The organism is Bradyrhizobium sp. FW305-F6 (assembly GCF_058782905.1).
In genome coordinates this window covers 281673-295582 of record NZ_JBYSYD010000002.1, presented here as the reverse complement: position 1 = coordinate 295582, position 13910 = coordinate 281673, and the positions used below count along the sequence as shown (strand labels likewise).

Below are 13910 nucleotides of genomic sequence, written 5' to 3'. Positions count from 1 at the left end.
ATGATGGCGTTCGACATCAAAAAGGCCCCGCATCGCGGGGCCTTTGTCGTGTTCATTCGCTCTTGGTGCCTATCGCCGCGAGCCTGTGCCGTACAGCTCGCGCTCGCGGCCGATATCCTCGGGCGATAAGGGCGGGCTTGCGGCGTCGAAGTCGGTCCAGCCGGACTTCTGCCACGCGGCGCTGCGCTCTTGCAGGTTGACCGATCGCTCATGCAGGAGTGCATCGAGGCGCGCGCGGTCCTGGTCCGGCACCCTCGCGGTCACCAGCGTGCCGCCGCGGCGGACGCCTTCGGCATAACGCGATGCGTCTTCCTTCGAGACACCGGTCTCGGTCAGGGCGCCGATGATTCCGCCCGTGGCCGCGCCGGCCGCCGCGCCTGCCGCGGTCGCTGCGAGCCATCCGGCCGCGACCACCGGGCCGAGGCCGGGAATGGCCAGCAGGCCCAGGCCTGCCAGAAGGCCGGCAGCGCCGCCGAGCCCGGCGCCGATACCTGCACCCGTGCCCGCCCCTTCGGCGCGGTCATCGGTCCCGTCGCGGTCACGGTCGACCTTGCCGGACGACGAGCCGTACCAATTGTCCGAATTGTTGGCGACGATGCTGATCTCGGAGTGCGGTACGCCGGCGCTTTCAAGCCGCGTGACGGCCTGCTGCGCATCGGAATAATTGTCGTACAGGCGAGAGATGGTGGTGGTCATTTAGATCTCCTTGCTTCTCGGAATGACTTGCGCCGATTACTTGGCGGGGTTCACGTTGCCCTGGAAGTCGACGCTGACGTCGGCTTTGGTGCCGGCCTTGTCGGCCTTGCCGCGCCAGACGCCCTCGTTGTCCTTCTGCAGGCCGGAAACGTTGGAATAACCCGCGTCCTCGATCCGCGATTTCGCCTGTCCTTCGGTGAAGCTGTTGCGGCCAGCGACCGGCGCGTTGGAGTTGTTCTGGTCGGAGCTGTTGACGGCGTTGTTGCCCGGACCGCTTTGCGCCGGCTGCGATTGAGCGCCCGCGGATACCGAACCGAGCGTCAGCAAAGCTGCGGCCAGCACAGTTAGTCGTGACATGTTGTTGTCTCCCTTGAAGTGATTGTGCGGGCGACAACAAGCAAGTTTCGGATTGGTTGCTATTTGTTTCGAGGAGTTTGCTGCGGCTCATTGGTCGCGACTGTTTGCCTGCGACCGTCTCGCACGTGCTGCACCCGTCCCGCAGCCGCCGCAATTGCGTGTGTCCGTCGCCTGCTACTTCGAAGATTGCGCGGACTCGGCCTGACCCTTCGTAGGCTCCCAAGGCGCGGGAAGGATCACGCGGATGGGGCGGACTTCGGGGGCGCCTTGAAGGCCGGGTGCAGGCTGATCCTTGACGGGCTCAGCCAGCGCCACGCTCATCAGCGCCGCCATCATCGCCAGAGAAGTCGTCACGAGCCGCATGTCGAGCATCGAAGCCTCCTGTTTGCTGTTGCGCACCAACGCGGTCCACGCCGGTTGGTTCGGCTCAGAACCGGGAACAAGTGGCAATTTGTGACGTTTGCAGGAGACAAGCCCGATAACCGGGCCATTGGAGGAGGAGACCATGAATATCAAAGCGATCATTGCTGCCGCCGTGCTGACGTCAGTTGCGGCTCCCGCCTTTGCGCAATCGTTCTACGTTGTGCAGGACGTCAAGACCAAGAAGTGCACCATCACCGAGTCGAAGCCGACGACCACGGAGACGACCGTCGTCAGCGGCGATACGATCTACAAGACGAGAGCGGAAGCCGAAACCGGCATGAAGACCGTCAAGGTCTGCACGTCGAACTAAGGAAGATACGATACCCATATCGCTGCTGTGGCCGCCCGGCCGTGATCGTTATCGGTGGCGGCATCTAGCTGATCGGCCACATGCAGTGAGTCGTGGGGAGGTTGAAGGCCTCGTCGCGATGGCGCCAAAGCAGCCCGCGCGGAGCGATCCGTCGCGGGCTGAGATTTCGAGGACGCCGTCATTGTCGGCAAACGAACATGAGAAGCTGAAAGTCATGGCCGACGCGGGGCGCCGACCCGATGAGTCGCAGCCGAACTCGACCGGGGCGAAGCGGCCGTGCGGGTGCCGGGCTGGCAGCACGGCATCGTGCTGCGCACCGTCCCGCCAAGCGCGGCAAACAGCCCTGCGCTGGTTCGAGGGACGCAGCTTGTCCGTGATCCTCAACCGGCGAGCGACACCTCGAGCGGCTCAAGTCCGCGCACCGCCGGAAGCGACATGAAGCCGGGCTTGGCGAAATAATAGCCTTGGAACAGCCTGATGCCCGCGGCGCGCAGGGTGATGAGCTCGGCTTCGCTCTCGACGCCCTCGGCGAGGAGGGTGATGTCCAGCTCGCGCGCGATCGCGGCCAGTGCGGACACGATTACCTGCTTCGGATGGCTGGCATCGATGCCGCGGAGCAGCTCCATGTCGATCTTGATCAGGTTCGGCTGCAGCCGGGCAAGCAAGGTGAGGCCGGCATAGCCGGCGCCGAAATCATCAAGCGCGGTCCAGAACCCCAACGCCTTGTATGCTCGCACGATGTTCTCGACATGCGCCGGATCGCTCATCCGCTCGTTTTCGGTGAACTCGAACATCAGGTTCTCTGCCGGAAAGTTCGCGCGCCGCGCCGCCGCGAGCGATTGCTGAATGCACGCGCGCGGCTCGTACACGGCATTCGGCATGAAATTGATGGACAGACGCGCCTGCGGATCGTCGAACAGCTTGCCGGCCGTCTCAATTGCCATGACGCGGGCGGCCTGGTCGAAGCGGTAGAGCTGATCGTCGGTGAGCTGGCCCAGCACGCTGTGCGCACCTTCGCCGTTGGGGCCGCGCACCAGGGCCTCATAGCCCCAGACGCGGTGCTCCATGACGTCGACGATCGGCTGGAACGCCATCTTGAATTCGAACGGCAGCTCCGCACCGTCCCTGCATCCCGCGCACGTCACCGCCATCACGCAACCCCCTGCCTTGCGGCCGCAACCGTAGAGGACGCGGGGTTAAGGAAGAGAGAAGTGGGCCGCGATCGATGAACGCAGAGCGTTCAGTTGTGCACACAACCGGCCCGTCCGGCGAATGCAGCCGGGCGACGAAACGAACTTGAAACCGTACTGAAACCATATCGTCCTGAACTCGGCGGGGCTGGTGCCCGACCAACGGATCGAACAGGAGAGACAATCATGATCCAGATCGGTTCGAAGGAAGAAGTCGCGTTGCTGCTGGCGCTGTTCGGCACCCATACCCAGCCCGTCAGGCGGCCGAAGCCGAAGTCGCAGCAGAGGTGAGCGACGCCATGCCCGGTTTGGCCGAATGCCAGAGCCTGCTCAGGCTCCTGATTGCCAAGGGCGATCCCAAGGCCATCCCGCTTGCCAAGGGTGCCATCGACCAGTTCCTGAACACGGTGCCGGCGAGCGCCCGCGGGCGGGGCCTGCGCGTGCTCCAGCGCGACGCACTCGACCAGCAGGATGTCGCGGTCGGCGTGCAGCGCTCGTTCGCCGAGACGGTGGACGCCTATATCGAGGGCAAGCTTACGGAGGAGTAGGCCGGCCCAGTCCGGCCTGCCGCGGGTCCGAGGTGTTCCAGGAGCGCATGGATTTCCGAAACTCGTTTCGGCCCCGGCGAAACTTCTGTCCGCTCTCGGCCTATAAGGCCCAAAGGATGCCGCCATGGTGCGCGATGCGGTGCTCTCCGCGCCGCTGACCGGCAAGAGATGGTGATCGACGTTCGCGACGCGGGCGGTCCCGTGATGCAGCTGGGGTTCTGCTTCGAGATCGAAGATCTCAGGTCGCGATCCGCATCACGCGGTCACTGATGCGTCAGCGTCGGCCGGGATGGCACGGGCGGTGGCGGCAGAGACTGCTCGGAATCCAGCACGGCGACCTTGCGGTCGAGCTGCCAGACCTCGACCTTGCCCCGCCGCGTGAACTGCCGGGCAAAGGTGAGGGCGGAGGAATCGGACGGGGCTTCGAAAGCTTCGGTGGAGCGGAAGACGCCGTTCTCACCGACGAGATAAGCGCGATATTGCTGCGTCATGTCGGCGCCCTCAGCCCGGGCGAGCGCAGCCAGGCCTCGATCTGCATGGCGGTCTCGTCGCGCCGCGCCTCGCGCAGCAGCATGTCGCGGCGGTGCCCCGGCGCCAGCTGGCGCGCTTCGTCACGGCAGCGCGCGGCCTCGTCCGCCAGTCTTTCGGTCAGGGTCTTGATCTGTTTGATACGACGCCGCTTCGGCATGGCGTGCTCCCTCATTCGAGTAAGGCGGGAGCGCAATCGGCGTTCTCATCACCGATCTCTGCCACGGGCCTTGCGGTGATGGATTAAGTCTACGCCCCCTGGCAGTGGAGAGTCACATCAATTGATAACGGGCGCGGAAATTATTTTCGTGGCGAAGCGTGAGCATCTTGAGCCACTTACTCACCTCGCGCGGCTAGATCCCAAAGTTCACTATTGAACAAAAGCGACTTCAGATCGTTTGCAATGCATCACCGGCCGAGGCTTTGCCCGTAGGCGTCGGTGGCTGAGAGACCGAGCGTGCTCCCGCCTATAGAGCGAAGGGAGCCGCACCATGCCGGTGTTTCGGCCGTTGCCTGTCGATCATGAGCAGGCCGAGTACATGCGTCAGATCGTGCGCCAATGCCGCGAACTGCTGAAGCAGCCGCCGCCCGATACGTTTCTGGGGCGGAAGACGCAGGACGCGCCTTTGAAGGAGGAGGATGACGGGTGAGGGGATGCTTGCGACGTCCTCGCGTTGCGCCGGATCGAATCGACGTCGGGCAAATCGTCCAAAAGGTACGCACTCATCACCCTCACTGAAGCCGAAACGCGGTGTTGTTCGGCCGGCGCTGCTTCGCCCTGCCACGATGGGCACGGCTCCAACTCATCCGGCACCAGGTAGGGATCGGGCACGAGGGTTGACATTGTTCCCGTTTTGTTCTTAAATGTGTTTAACCTAAGGTCGAAGAGCCGAAGCAGTTTGGCTCCCTCTCATTTTGCCAGGGTCGTCGATGAGTACCTCGCTTCTCGCCTTTGTCTTGTTGAACAAGTGGTCGACGCCGGACATGTCGGAGGTTGCCAAGGTCCTTCAGGCCCGGCATCCGGAGTTGGCAACGGAGGCGGTGGACAGTGGAGAAGAGCAACCTTCTCACGCGAATTCGCCGCTCATCCGCTGCGGCAACGAGTTGGTTGCGGTCATGTCGATGCCGGCACCTATTCCGCAAGACCCGGGACTGTGGGCGCGCGCTGCGCGAACCTGGCCGGAAAGCGAGGCCGTGGCAACGGGCCATCAAGGTCACATCATCGTCTCGCTGCTTGGAAAAGCTGAGCAGCCGTTGGTCGCCGCCCGCCTTACGACTGCAGTGATCGGTGCGTTGATTGCCACCGTGCCGGAATGTTGCGGCGTGGTGTGGGCTGGCCGAGTGGCGCGGCCGGCTGACTTATGGCTGGAGGAGTCTCGCTGGTCGCTCGCTCCGTATCCGGACTATCCTTTCAGGTTATGGGTCGACATCCTTCCATTTCGGTCAGGCGCAAAGGTCGGGGTCATCACGATGGGATTGGCGGCCTTCGTTGGCCGTGAGATCGAGTTCGTGACCGCTAAGCTCGCGCTTCCGGCGTTGTTCGAGAAGGTAGCAGGGCTTTCCGTATATCTGATCGAGCACGGAAGCGTGGTGAAGGACGGCGATACAATGGGAGCAAGTGCGAGCGAGCGGATTGCAGTGCGCTACAAGAACTCTGATATTTTTGAAGGGCTGCCGGTGTTTCATTGTACGCATGAACTCGAGCACTAATTTCTCGAGCTCGCATCGACTGTTAGTTGCACCGCTGGAAGATCGCTTTGACACGTCGGGCAAAACACTGGCAGAATGGCATCATCGAAAGAGTCCGAACGAAGCTCGCGGAAAGCCCGCGGGCTTTATTCTTGGTGGTTCATCGTGGCCTCGGCCGGGTGTCGTTGTAGGCGCGATGTTCAACGAGGTTCAGTTATGACGGACCAGAACGCGATTCCAGTTGCGAAGCGACCCAAAGCACGCAAGCGCCGGTTCTACAAAATAGGCCCCAATCTCGCACTAGACGGCGCACTCGGTTTTTGTCTTGACGACGAGAGTGTCCTTCCTCCCTACGGAGTCCGTCGCCTGCCGGCTTCTACCCCGCCCGTACCTTACGTCTTTGATAAATCCGTCGGCAGACTGCCATGTGATATCGAGCTCTGTTTTGCCTGGTGGCTCGTTTCGGAGCGGACAAAGGCCCTCTTCGAGAGGCTTGACCCAGAGGCCTTCGTATTTGTGCCATGCGAGGTGCGAATGCGGCGCGGTCAATATGACGGACCAAAGTTTTGGCTGTGCGATGTCGTCCGCGTCCTCGACGCGCTGGACGAAGCGCAATCGCGCCTGCGCATAGGAATCCGGGACGACATCCGCTTTCTCGATCATGGCCGGAAATATTACGAGTTCTTAGCCTTCGGAGGCAAACTGGTCTTCAGAGAGATAGCAATCGGCAATGCTCATATTTTCCGTATGGCACACAAGGAATTGACTTACATATGCGACCAAGAGTTCAAAGACGCCTGCAAGTCCGCGGGCCTCAAGAGAATTCGCTTTAAGGACGTTTTGAAAATGTAACTCTGCTTCGTGCCTTCACGAGAATGAGGGGCGCGGATACGACTTTACACTCAGAGCGCCGGAGAACGGCCGCTTCGCCTGAACAACGATTAGTTGACGCGCAGGAATCTCTGTTCACCGGTATAGGCTGCAACGCGGGTAGACCTCGGTTCGCACGCCATTACTTCTTCGGACGATCGCAACATAATTGACAAGAGTCGTTCCCTTTCGCGCTAGCGGACGATCTGTCACTTCGTGACCCCGCATCCACCCGGGATGATCTGATCAAGCGCATCGTCAGCTCGCTTTAGCATTTCAGAAGCATCGCAGTTCGTTTGACTGGCACGCGGCACTCGCGGCCGCGCCCGTGCTCGCACGCGCCCGATCCACCTACTCCAATCAGCCCACACCTCTGAGCCTCATCTGTGAGGATGCATGTCAATCTTCTTTGATCACCATATTATTCTCAACATCCATAGATATCACGAGGCGTTTGCCGGTATAGACAAAGAAATGTTCGATATCGACTCTCCGGCAAACCGCATCTATTTGCCGGCGGATCCGAATATTGCGGCGAGATTGGGCGTGTCGCCTCATCCCAGTAATCACATTGGTTTGTACTCCGATTCTGTTGAAGAGAAACTCGATCGGATCCAGGAAATCCAAAACCCAAGCGAGAGAGCTGTCGAGATAAGGACTCTCATCGATGCATTGCGCGTCGGCTTCCTCAACGGTCATCTCTATACGAATTGGCCGATCGACAAGACGCAAGAGGAGGTCACGCGCTTACATGAAGCGATTTTCAATGATCACAAAGCCTATCTTGCTCAGTACCCGGATCAACTCAAGTTCATCAGAGATATCGAACAAAGAGGAGCGAATGCAGGCCAGGACCATCTGATCAAATGGTTATTGTATCTGGATAACCCCGAGAGGCGGAAAATCCTGGATGAGGTGATTGCCAGCAACCCTGGTGTATATCTGACGTCCGGCAACAAGAATCTGGCAGGTACCGGTTGGTCCAAGTTTGAAGCCTCCGATCCGTCCTCGGGAATCCTTCGTATACCCGGCTCAACTCCCGTCAACCCAGGCGACTTTCCGCGCTTGCCGGGCTATAGCTCACCTTCGCTAGCCGGCCTGAATGACAAGGAAGGATTCACGCGAAGTGATCCGCGTTTCACAGGTACTCTGCCACCGTCTTCAGCGCCAAGCCCCAATGAACAAACGCTCGGTCAATTGCCTCCGACAACGGCGGCACCATCAAACCCGCTGACGCTCCTATCTGACCCGATCACTGGAATCACGAATCCGTATTATGAGAATCCGTTGGCAGGCGGCACACCTGTGGTGCGCAATGCACTTCCTTGGCTAGCTGGAGGAGTCGCGGCGGGCGTAGCTGCTCCCTTCATTCCCGGCTGGCTGGCTGCTCTAGGAGTCATCATCGCCGGTACGCGCCTCGCCAATGCGCAGGAAGGTAGTTCCGGCTCGACGATGGATGATGCTACTCTTGGCGGAGGAGTGTTCTCGACAGGAGCGACTGCGTACAACAACACATCGAACAATGGACTCAGCGTCGAAAACCCGGCTGGCACCGGGGGCGTTTTGGCACCATTGACTCCTAACCCGCTGCTGGGCGGAGCTTCCCCGCGTGACCCAGAGGCGGCTTCCATCACTTTTGCAGATCGCTTCGGCGAGTGGGCCACTAACCCGGCCGGCACCATGGCCGCCAAAGATCCCCCAGTCGCGCCCACATCTGCCGCAGGATCAGTCACGCCCCAAGATGTCCGGCGTCTCGCCCGTGTGAATGAGACGAACGCAGGCAGCGCGTTCACCACTGGCACTGCGCCTGTCCCGTATCTGCCGTCTACCGCATTCGACGAGCGGTTTGGAAGTTGGACCGCCCCGGGCGCTGGCGGCCAGCCGCCGCAACCGAGCAGCCCGATCGGCGTGTTTGCAGATGAGCCGAGTTACCTCATTCCTCCACCGATCTTCGGAGTGAATGACCCCGTCAATCCGCAGACGGACAGTGAGGAATGGTTCTCGCGCTGGATAAGGCCTTTGCCTCGATCCGAATGACCTTTGTGTCGGAGCGAGCGGCGCCATTTGACACGTCGGGCAAAGCACCGGCAGAACGGCAACATCGCCCCGCTTTTGCTGCGGCCTAGTCGTCCTTCGCCAAATCGCCGGGTTGTGTGGGCAGATCGATGCTGCCGCCCTCGCCATGCGCGAGATCGCGACCATCGTCCGCCGTCTCGTCGCCGTTTTCGACGATCGCTTGCTGCGTGGGGCGCTCCTCGTCGATGCTCGGCTTTGAGCCCGCAAGATTTCGCGCCGCCTCGTCTTGCGATTTTCCGAGTGAGGTCGTCTTCATCGTCATGGCAGTCTCTCCTGATTGTCCAACGCGGCTTGCACGAAATCGTTCGTTTGACACGTCGGGCAAAACACTGGCAGAATGGCATCATCGAAACGAGTTTCAGTGAGCCCGCGCGGAGCAATCTGTGACGGGCCTTTTCATGTCCGCTTCGCGCGAGACGTATCGCTCACAGCACGAGGTTTGACACGTCGGGCAAAACACCGGCAGAATGACATCATCGAGACGAGTTTGGTTGACCCGCGCGGAACAATCCGCCGCGGGTTTTTTCGTTCTCGATCTCGCAATCGGACGGCGGCGGCGCATTGCGGCCACGCACTCGTCAAACCTGGAGCGCCGATCGGCGCGCCGTCGTCCGAACCATTGCTGGCCGTGCACGCGCGAACGTGCCGGCCCGCGGCGCCGGGCGTGCGCCCGCGCCGCTGCGGTCTCCGGGACACGGAGATAGGGTTCGCGCCCGAAACGATGGCGCCTCATGGCGCGATCTGCCGCGCATTTTATCGACAAGGAGAGATGATGACCGCCTACCTGATATCGCTGGCCGTCGCGGGCCTCGTTGCCATCGTGCTGTGGGAGACGTTCTCGTGAGCGACGACATCATCGAGGGTGAGCTCGAGCCTGCACCGGTCCGGTTGCCCGCGCGCGGGAGGACGGCGCGCGCGCGTAACCTGACGGAGATCCGCTCGCTCGCGCGCAGCCACACCAGGACGGCCATCAGGGTGCTGGTCGGCGTCATGCGCAGCGAGGAAGCAACGCCCGCGGCACGTGTCTCGGCCGCCAATGCCATCCTCGATCGCGGTTGGGGCAAGGCCGCACAGCCCGTCGAGAACGGCCAGGACGGCGTGCTGGAATTGATCCACCGGATCGAGCGCATCATCGTGCATCCGTCGAGCTCGAGTGGCGGTGATGCCGTCACGACGCTCGAGATGTCGGAGATCCCGATCTGCGATCGCGCCTCGATTGAGCGTTGACCCGTCGGGCAAAACACTCGCAGAATGGCATCATCGACAGAAGTTGGTGTTGCCCGCGCGGAAGCAATCCGGCGCGGGTTTTTGTTTGATGCGGTCGGCAGTTCCTGGTCTGATTATCGCCCGGCCTAGGCACAGCACGTGGCCGCTGCAAGTACGAGGTATTTCATGAAATTCTGCACATACGCGACCTTGAATCGTCGAAATGATTTCTGATTCAGTGAGGCCGTCCGACTTTTCAGGAGGGGGCAATGTCGACGAGGAGAACCGGGGCCACAGCGATCGTAGCTGCATGCGTTGTCGCGACGATTAGACAGACGAGGAACGGGCGCCGGGGAAGAGGCCGATTGTGCCGACCATGGACGCCGGCAACAAGCGCACGATCGACATGCGCGAGGTGATCAACGGCCTGATGGATGTGCCGAGCGCCGGCAGGATGATAATCTACCCCCGCCCGGATAGCATCTGCGCTTCTCACAATCAGCCCGCGGGGCGCAATCATGGACACTGAGCAACTCGTGGATGCGATCCCTGCGATCAATAAATTCTCGACGGTCGCATCTATCGCATGCGTGCTTCCAACATACTTTCTTCGTCTTCAGCTTGCGACTTATAGGCTCGTCCTGACATTGGGGATTGTCTTCGGTCTTTCGACGTGGGTGGTCGGAATGGCAACGGTCCTTTGGCCGCTTCCGCATCAGTTTGCCCGATGGATTGTTCTCTTTCAGCTCGTTATCTTTTCGCCGTTCGTTATTGTTCTCATTACGATACTTGCATGCATTAGGCGCGTAACCCGTGTCGGCTTATGGAGCACGGTAGTTCTGGCTTGCGTTATTTTCGACTGGCTTGGAATTTCCGGACTCATCCTGGCTCTTTCGTAGTGCCCCCCAATCCGAATTGAAACGCATATCGGAGATGAGTCATGGACGTCGATCAATTCTTAGAAGCGATCCCTGTGACTAATAACGTCTCGACTATCGCTTCTATCCTATGCGTGCTTCCAACATACTTTCTTCGTCTTCAGCCTGCGACCTATAGGGTTGTTCTGTCATTGGGGATTGTTTTCGGTCTTTCGATATTTGCGATTGCAATGACAGTGGTTCTTTGGCCGCTTTCGCACGAATATCATCGATTGTTTGTATTCCATATATTTGCTTATTCTTCGCCGCTTGTCGTCGTCCTCATCGCAATACTTGCATGCATCAAGCACGTAACCCATGTCGGCTTATGGAGCACCGTGGTCCTGGTTAGCGTCGTCCTCGACTGGGCTGGAATCTCAATGCTCATCCTTGCCCTTTCGTAGAGCCCCGCGACCGTTAAAGCGCCGTACCTGGCAAGAAGAGTGAGAGACCGTCATGGCGAGTAAGCTTCCATCCTATACGCAAGGTAATCTGGCTCTGGTCCGAGGGATGACGTCTCAGATCGCCGCTGCGGCGGCGAGATACGGAGTGCCTGCCGAAGCGATCGCCGGCGCGTTGGTTCAAGAGCGGTTTGACCAGACGGACTCTTTGACGAATTACGCGAGGATGGTCGGCTCTTCCCTCGTTGCACGTGAATTCCTTGACAGGAGGTTCATTGACGGAAGAGAACGAAACCGATTGCATCCCACGCAAGGAGCCTCCGATATTATTCTGGATAAGTACAACGCCGATCCAAATGCGATGACGGTTGGAAGGGACATCAGGAAGAAAATCAAAAATCCTCTGCTCGTCGATTATGGCCCTACTGGAATGAAGTTCCAGAACGCCATTCGGGCAGTTCTCAATAACCCAGATGATCCCGCCTTCGCGCCATATGTTAAGGATCTATATTCGGCCGGCGTCGCTTTGCATAAAGGCAGCGATCAAGCCCTCATGGCATCAACCATCGGCGCATATTTGCGTGAAGGTGCTCGAAACTATCAGTCCAACATGAGCGTCAATGGCGATCTGACGACCGGGATCGACGCCTGGACACGTCTGGACCCGTCGACTCGAAATGCATTGCTTGTCCAATTCTACAAGCAAGGTCCGACACCGAAGCTCGCGCTGAAAAATTCGATGATCGCGGCGCAGAACGGTGTCCCCTATGTTCCCCGGATAGGTGTTGACGGCGCCGGAGCAACGTATCTCGCAAACGAACCTGCGATCATTCGAGCGTTGGCTGATGGGCCAGCTAGCTTCTCCGACCGCTGGAATGCGATCAACGACCGCGCGGGACGTGACTACCAGCGGTCTGTCAGGAATCCCGCAGATGGGTTCACGAATCCCGCGTCTCGTGCTGACGTGCAGCCATCAGTCGATCTCAACCCGGGCCCGCCCGCATACATTTCGGAGTATCTAGGGTATCTGCGAGACGCGGATCGCGTGCCTCGGACCCGTCCCGAAGACGTGCGGGTTCTGAGGAGAATGCCCGCCGGAAAGTCGGATCGATCCGTCTTCAATTCGAGCGACGGTGCGCCGGTGCCTTTTGTCTCTCCCGACGAGTCGTTTCCGCTCTCGCCACAAAGCGACTTCGAGAGGCGGTTCGGCTCGTGGCCGGCACCTGCCGGCGGCGTCCTTGCTGGTGTCTATCAAGCTCCGCAAAGCCCCTCCGACTCACTGAACAACGAAGACTGGTCCGCGATGTGGCGCAGGCGCACTGGCCTGCCTTAGGGCGAGCGAGCGTATCCATTGTCCATCTTCAAGAGCCCGACGGCCGAGATCATCGAGCCGCTGCTGATGCCCGCGCGGACAAGGCGTTTACGGCGGGCGCGGCGCTGCGCGCGATACTTGATCTACCAGGCATCTCGATTTGAGATTCGGATTGATCGGTTGACCCGTCGGGCAAAACACTGGCAGAATGGCGTCATCGACAGAAGTTGGTGTTGCCCGCGCGGTGCAATCCGGCGCGGGCTTTTAATTCGATGCCTCGGCTAATTCCTGGTCTGCTTGCCGGTCCGGCGCTGCCCGGCATAGGCGCGTTGCACCTGGTCGCTGCAATAGGACAGCTTTCGGCCGCCGCCGGTGAAATGTCCATCCTTGATGATCCAGAGGATGACGGTCTTGTCATCGATCTTCTTGAACATCAGGTTCTCGCGGTCCTGAATGGTGTTCGGGTCCTGCACGCTGACGGCTTCAGGGTCTGAAGGAGCTCGCAATGTGCAGGCGGCGTCGACCCTGACGGTGTCGGGAAGCTGAACACGCGTGCGGCGGATATCGCACTTGTTAGAGGCAGTAACGATCGACTTCCTGGCGAACGCAACGACCGTGTCGCTGAATCTCGTGCAACGGTCCTCGAAATCGGCACCCACCGCGGCGTAGACGCCATCTTGCGGATGAGCGCTCTTGAGAGTGAGTTCCTCTTCGGCCTTCCGCTTGGCTTCTTCGGCCTTCTGCTTGGCCTCTGCCTTGGCTCTCAGCGTGGCCTCAGCAAGCGCGCGCTGTGTCTTCAGAGGGCAGTAGGCCGCACGCCAGGGAGAATCCTTGAGCTTCCCATTCAGGCTCTTCTGGACGGAGATCGCCGCCGCATCGAGCCGTTTGATGAAAATGACCTCGTTGAATTTTCTGTTCGCCCAGTTGGGATCGCGAGGGTTGAGGTTCTGTGCTAGATTGTAATCGTCACAGACCATGTCAACCTTCAGCGAGCCCGGGCCGAGGTCGGTGATCTTCTTGACGTCGCAGATCCATTCGTAACCGCTGACCGATTTCCCGCCGAGATCGATTATCAGGCCGCCGCTTTCATCGCAGTTCGACTGGAAATTCTTGCCAGGTTCGGCGTAGACACCGGGCTTGGGACGCCATTTGTCCAATGTCGGAGCGAGCGGCTCCTGTGCGAGGGCAGGAAGTGCTAGAGCGACCAGCGTAGCCGCAGAGATAGCCTGACCGAGAATTCTGCGACGAATGACTCTGTTCACGCAAGTCCCCTCATTCCTCGACGCATGCCGCATGTCTTTCATGAAACCACCGCGCGCGAAATAGTTAATGGATTAACAAGAGTTGAGCAAGCTGTCGCCCGCTGGCGAAACGGCGAGGACAGCTG

18 protein-coding genes are annotated in these 13910 nt (G+C 60.0%); 10 read left to right on the top strand and 8 right to left on the bottom strand.

What is annotated here, in order from left to right:
- Positions 1-69: 69 nt before the first annotated feature.
- From AC3WLX_RS12630 to AC3WLX_RS12620, 3 genes are all read right to left on the bottom strand, one after another.
- Positions 70-696 carry a general stress protein gene (locus AC3WLX_RS12630; protein WP_291618119.1) on the bottom strand — a complete coding sequence of 209 codons (627 nt, stop codon included), beginning with the start codon at positions 694-696 and terminating at the stop codon, positions 70-72.
- Between the two features lie 36 nt (positions 697-732).
- Positions 733-1053 carry a hypothetical protein gene (locus AC3WLX_RS12625; RefSeq protein ID WP_492336174.1) on the bottom strand — a complete coding sequence of 107 codons (321 nt, stop codon included), beginning with the start codon at positions 1051-1053 and terminating at the stop codon, positions 733-735.
- A gap of 174 nt (positions 1054-1227) precedes the next feature.
- Positions 1228-1578, bottom strand: coding sequence for a hypothetical protein (locus AC3WLX_RS12620; RefSeq protein ID WP_492336173.1), 351 nt, complete (start codon positions 1576-1578; stop codon positions 1228-1230).
- Here AC3WLX_RS12620 and AC3WLX_RS12615 point away from each other — a divergent pair.
- Positions 1559-1786 (top strand): hypothetical protein, encoded by a 228-nt coding sequence (locus AC3WLX_RS12615; RefSeq protein WP_291618125.1) that lies wholly within the window; start codon positions 1559-1561, stop codon positions 1784-1786. The genes AC3WLX_RS12620 and AC3WLX_RS12615 overlap by 20 nt on opposite strands.
- A gap of 380 nt (positions 1787-2166) precedes the next feature.
- Here AC3WLX_RS12615 and AC3WLX_RS12610 read toward each other — a convergent pair whose 3' ends face one another.
- A complete protein-coding gene (locus AC3WLX_RS12610) occupies positions 2167-2937 on the bottom strand; it encodes an EAL domain-containing protein (protein ID WP_291618127.1) in 771 nt (256 codons plus the stop codon).
- 338 nt (positions 2938-3275) lie between these two features.
- On the opposite strand from AC3WLX_RS12610, the gene AC3WLX_RS12605 reads away from it, so the two are divergent.
- Positions 3276-3524 (top strand): hypothetical protein, encoded by a 249-nt coding sequence (locus AC3WLX_RS12605; RefSeq protein ID WP_291618129.1) that lies wholly within the window; start codon positions 3276-3278, stop codon positions 3522-3524.
- Between the two features lie 263 nt (positions 3525-3787).
- On the opposite strand, the gene AC3WLX_RS12600 is transcribed toward AC3WLX_RS12605, so the two are convergent.
- The gene (locus tag AC3WLX_RS12600; protein ID WP_492336172.1) at positions 3788-4015 is read right to left on the bottom strand and encodes a hypothetical protein; all 228 of its coding nucleotides are present in this window, start codon (positions 4013-4015) and stop codon (positions 3788-3790) included.
- A complete protein-coding gene (locus tag AC3WLX_RS12595) occupies positions 4012-4212 on the bottom strand; it encodes a hypothetical protein (RefSeq protein WP_291618133.1) in 201 nt (66 codons plus the stop codon). The genes AC3WLX_RS12600 and AC3WLX_RS12595 overlap by 4 nt, the downstream gene beginning before the upstream one ends.
- 331 nt (positions 4213-4543) lie before the next feature.
- Between AC3WLX_RS12595 and AC3WLX_RS12590 the strand changes: the two genes are divergently transcribed.
- The 4 genes from AC3WLX_RS12590 (at position 4544) to AC3WLX_RS12575 (ending at position 8648) form a co-directional block, all read left to right on the top strand.
- Positions 4544-4702 carry a hypothetical protein gene (locus AC3WLX_RS12590; RefSeq protein WP_492336171.1) on the top strand — a complete coding sequence of 53 codons (159 nt, stop codon included), beginning with the start codon at positions 4544-4546 and terminating at the stop codon, positions 4700-4702.
- Between the two features lie 280 nt (positions 4703-4982).
- Entirely contained in the window at positions 4983-5762 is a 780-nt protein-coding gene (locus AC3WLX_RS12585; protein WP_492336170.1) for a DUF4261 domain-containing protein, read from the top strand.
- 195 nt (positions 5763-5957) lie between these two features.
- Complete coding sequence (locus AC3WLX_RS12580; RefSeq protein WP_492336169.1) at positions 5958-6593, top strand: imm11 family protein; 636 nt, start codon at positions 5958-5960, stop codon at positions 6591-6593.
- A 414-nt stretch (positions 6594-7007) separates the two neighbouring features.
- Positions 7008-8648 (top strand): AHH domain-containing protein, encoded by a 1641-nt coding sequence (locus AC3WLX_RS12575; protein ID WP_492336168.1) that lies wholly within the window; start codon positions 7008-7010, stop codon positions 8646-8648.
- 85 nt (positions 8649-8733) lie between these two features.
- On the opposite strand, the gene AC3WLX_RS12570 is transcribed toward AC3WLX_RS12575, so the two are convergent.
- The gene (locus tag AC3WLX_RS12570) at positions 8734-8949 is read right to left on the bottom strand and encodes a hypothetical protein (protein ID WP_492336167.1); all 216 of its coding nucleotides are present in this window, start codon (positions 8947-8949) and stop codon (positions 8734-8736) included.
- A gap of 578 nt (positions 8950-9527) precedes the next feature.
- Here AC3WLX_RS12570 and AC3WLX_RS12565 point away from each other — a divergent pair.
- The 4 genes from AC3WLX_RS12565 to AC3WLX_RS12550 all read left to right on the top strand — a co-directional run bounded on the left by AC3WLX_RS12565 (position 9528) and on the right by AC3WLX_RS12550 (position 12544).
- Positions 9528-9914, top strand: coding sequence for a hypothetical protein (locus AC3WLX_RS12565; RefSeq protein WP_492336166.1), 387 nt, complete (start codon positions 9528-9530; stop codon positions 9912-9914).
- A gap of 355 nt (positions 9915-10269) precedes the next feature.
- Positions 10270-10422, top strand: coding sequence for a hypothetical protein (locus AC3WLX_RS12560; protein WP_492336165.1), 153 nt, complete (start codon positions 10270-10272; stop codon positions 10420-10422).
- Positions 10423-10833: 411 nt separating this feature from the next.
- Positions 10834-11214 (top strand): hypothetical protein, encoded by a 381-nt coding sequence (locus AC3WLX_RS12555; RefSeq protein WP_492336164.1) that lies wholly within the window; start codon positions 10834-10836, stop codon positions 11212-11214.
- A 52-nt stretch (positions 11215-11266) separates the two neighbouring features.
- Positions 11267-12544, top strand: a complete 1278-nt coding sequence (locus AC3WLX_RS12550) for a hypothetical protein (protein ID WP_492336163.1) — start codon at positions 11267-11269, stop codon at positions 12542-12544.
- Positions 12545-12804: 260 nt separating this feature from the next.
- Here AC3WLX_RS12550 and AC3WLX_RS12545 read toward each other — a convergent pair whose 3' ends face one another.
- Positions 12805-13827 (bottom strand): hypothetical protein, encoded by a 1023-nt coding sequence (locus AC3WLX_RS12545; RefSeq protein WP_492336162.1) that lies wholly within the window; start codon positions 13825-13827, stop codon positions 12805-12807.
- Between the last annotated feature and the right edge of the window lie 83 nt (positions 13828-13910).

What these genes read in the sequence shown, in the direction of transcription:
- AC3WLX_RS12630 (WP_291618119.1), bottom strand. Translation starts at nt 696, where the DNA reads ATGACCACCACCATCTCTCGCCTGTACGACAATTATTCCGATGCGCAG.
- AC3WLX_RS12625 (WP_492336174.1), bottom strand. Translation starts at nt 1,053, where the DNA reads ATGTCACGACTAACTGTGCTGGCCGCAGCTTTGCTGACGCTCGGTTCG.
- AC3WLX_RS12615 (WP_291618125.1), top strand. Translation starts at nt 1,559, where the DNA reads ATGAATATCAAAGCGATCATTGCTGCCGCCGTGCTGACGTCAGTTGCG.
- AC3WLX_RS12620 (WP_492336173.1), bottom strand. Translation starts at nt 1,578, where the DNA reads ATGATCGCTTTGATATTCATGGTCTCCTCCTCCAATGGCCCGGTTATC.
- AC3WLX_RS12610 (WP_291618127.1), bottom strand. Translation starts at nt 2,937, where the DNA reads ATGGCGGTGACGTGCGCGGGATGCAGGGACGGTGCGGAGCTGCCGTTC.
- AC3WLX_RS12605 (WP_291618129.1), top strand. Translation starts at nt 3,276, where the DNA reads ATGCCCGGTTTGGCCGAATGCCAGAGCCTGCTCAGGCTCCTGATTGCC.
- AC3WLX_RS12600 (WP_492336172.1), bottom strand. Translation starts at nt 4,015, where the DNA reads ATGACGCAGCAATATCGCGCTTATCTCGTCGGTGAGAACGGCGTCTTC.
- AC3WLX_RS12595 (WP_291618133.1), bottom strand. Translation starts at nt 4,212, where the DNA reads ATGCCGAAGCGGCGTCGTATCAAACAGATCAAGACCCTGACCGAAAGA.
- AC3WLX_RS12590 (WP_492336171.1), top strand. Translation starts at nt 4,544, where the DNA reads ATGCCGGTGTTTCGGCCGTTGCCTGTCGATCATGAGCAGGCCGAGTAC.
- AC3WLX_RS12585 (WP_492336170.1), top strand. Translation starts at nt 4,983, where the DNA reads ATGAGTACCTCGCTTCTCGCCTTTGTCTTGTTGAACAAGTGGTCGACG.
- AC3WLX_RS12580 (WP_492336169.1), top strand. Translation starts at nt 5,958, where the DNA reads ATGACGGACCAGAACGCGATTCCAGTTGCGAAGCGACCCAAAGCACGC.
- AC3WLX_RS12575 (WP_492336168.1), top strand. Translation starts at nt 7,008, where the DNA reads ATGTCAATCTTCTTTGATCACCATATTATTCTCAACATCCATAGATAT.
- AC3WLX_RS12570 (WP_492336167.1), bottom strand. Translation starts at nt 8,949, where the DNA reads ATGACGATGAAGACGACCTCACTCGGAAAATCGCAAGACGAGGCGGCG.
- AC3WLX_RS12560 (WP_492336165.1), top strand. Translation starts at nt 10,270, where the DNA reads ATGGACGCCGGCAACAAGCGCACGATCGACATGCGCGAGGTGATCAAC.
- AC3WLX_RS12555 (WP_492336164.1), top strand. Translation starts at nt 10,834, where the DNA reads ATGGACGTCGATCAATTCTTAGAAGCGATCCCTGTGACTAATAACGTC.
- AC3WLX_RS12550 (WP_492336163.1), top strand. Translation starts at nt 11,267, where the DNA reads ATGGCGAGTAAGCTTCCATCCTATACGCAAGGTAATCTGGCTCTGGTC.
- AC3WLX_RS12545 (WP_492336162.1), bottom strand. Translation starts at nt 13,827, where the DNA reads ATGAAAGACATGCGGCATGCGTCGAGGAATGAGGGGACTTGCGTGAAC.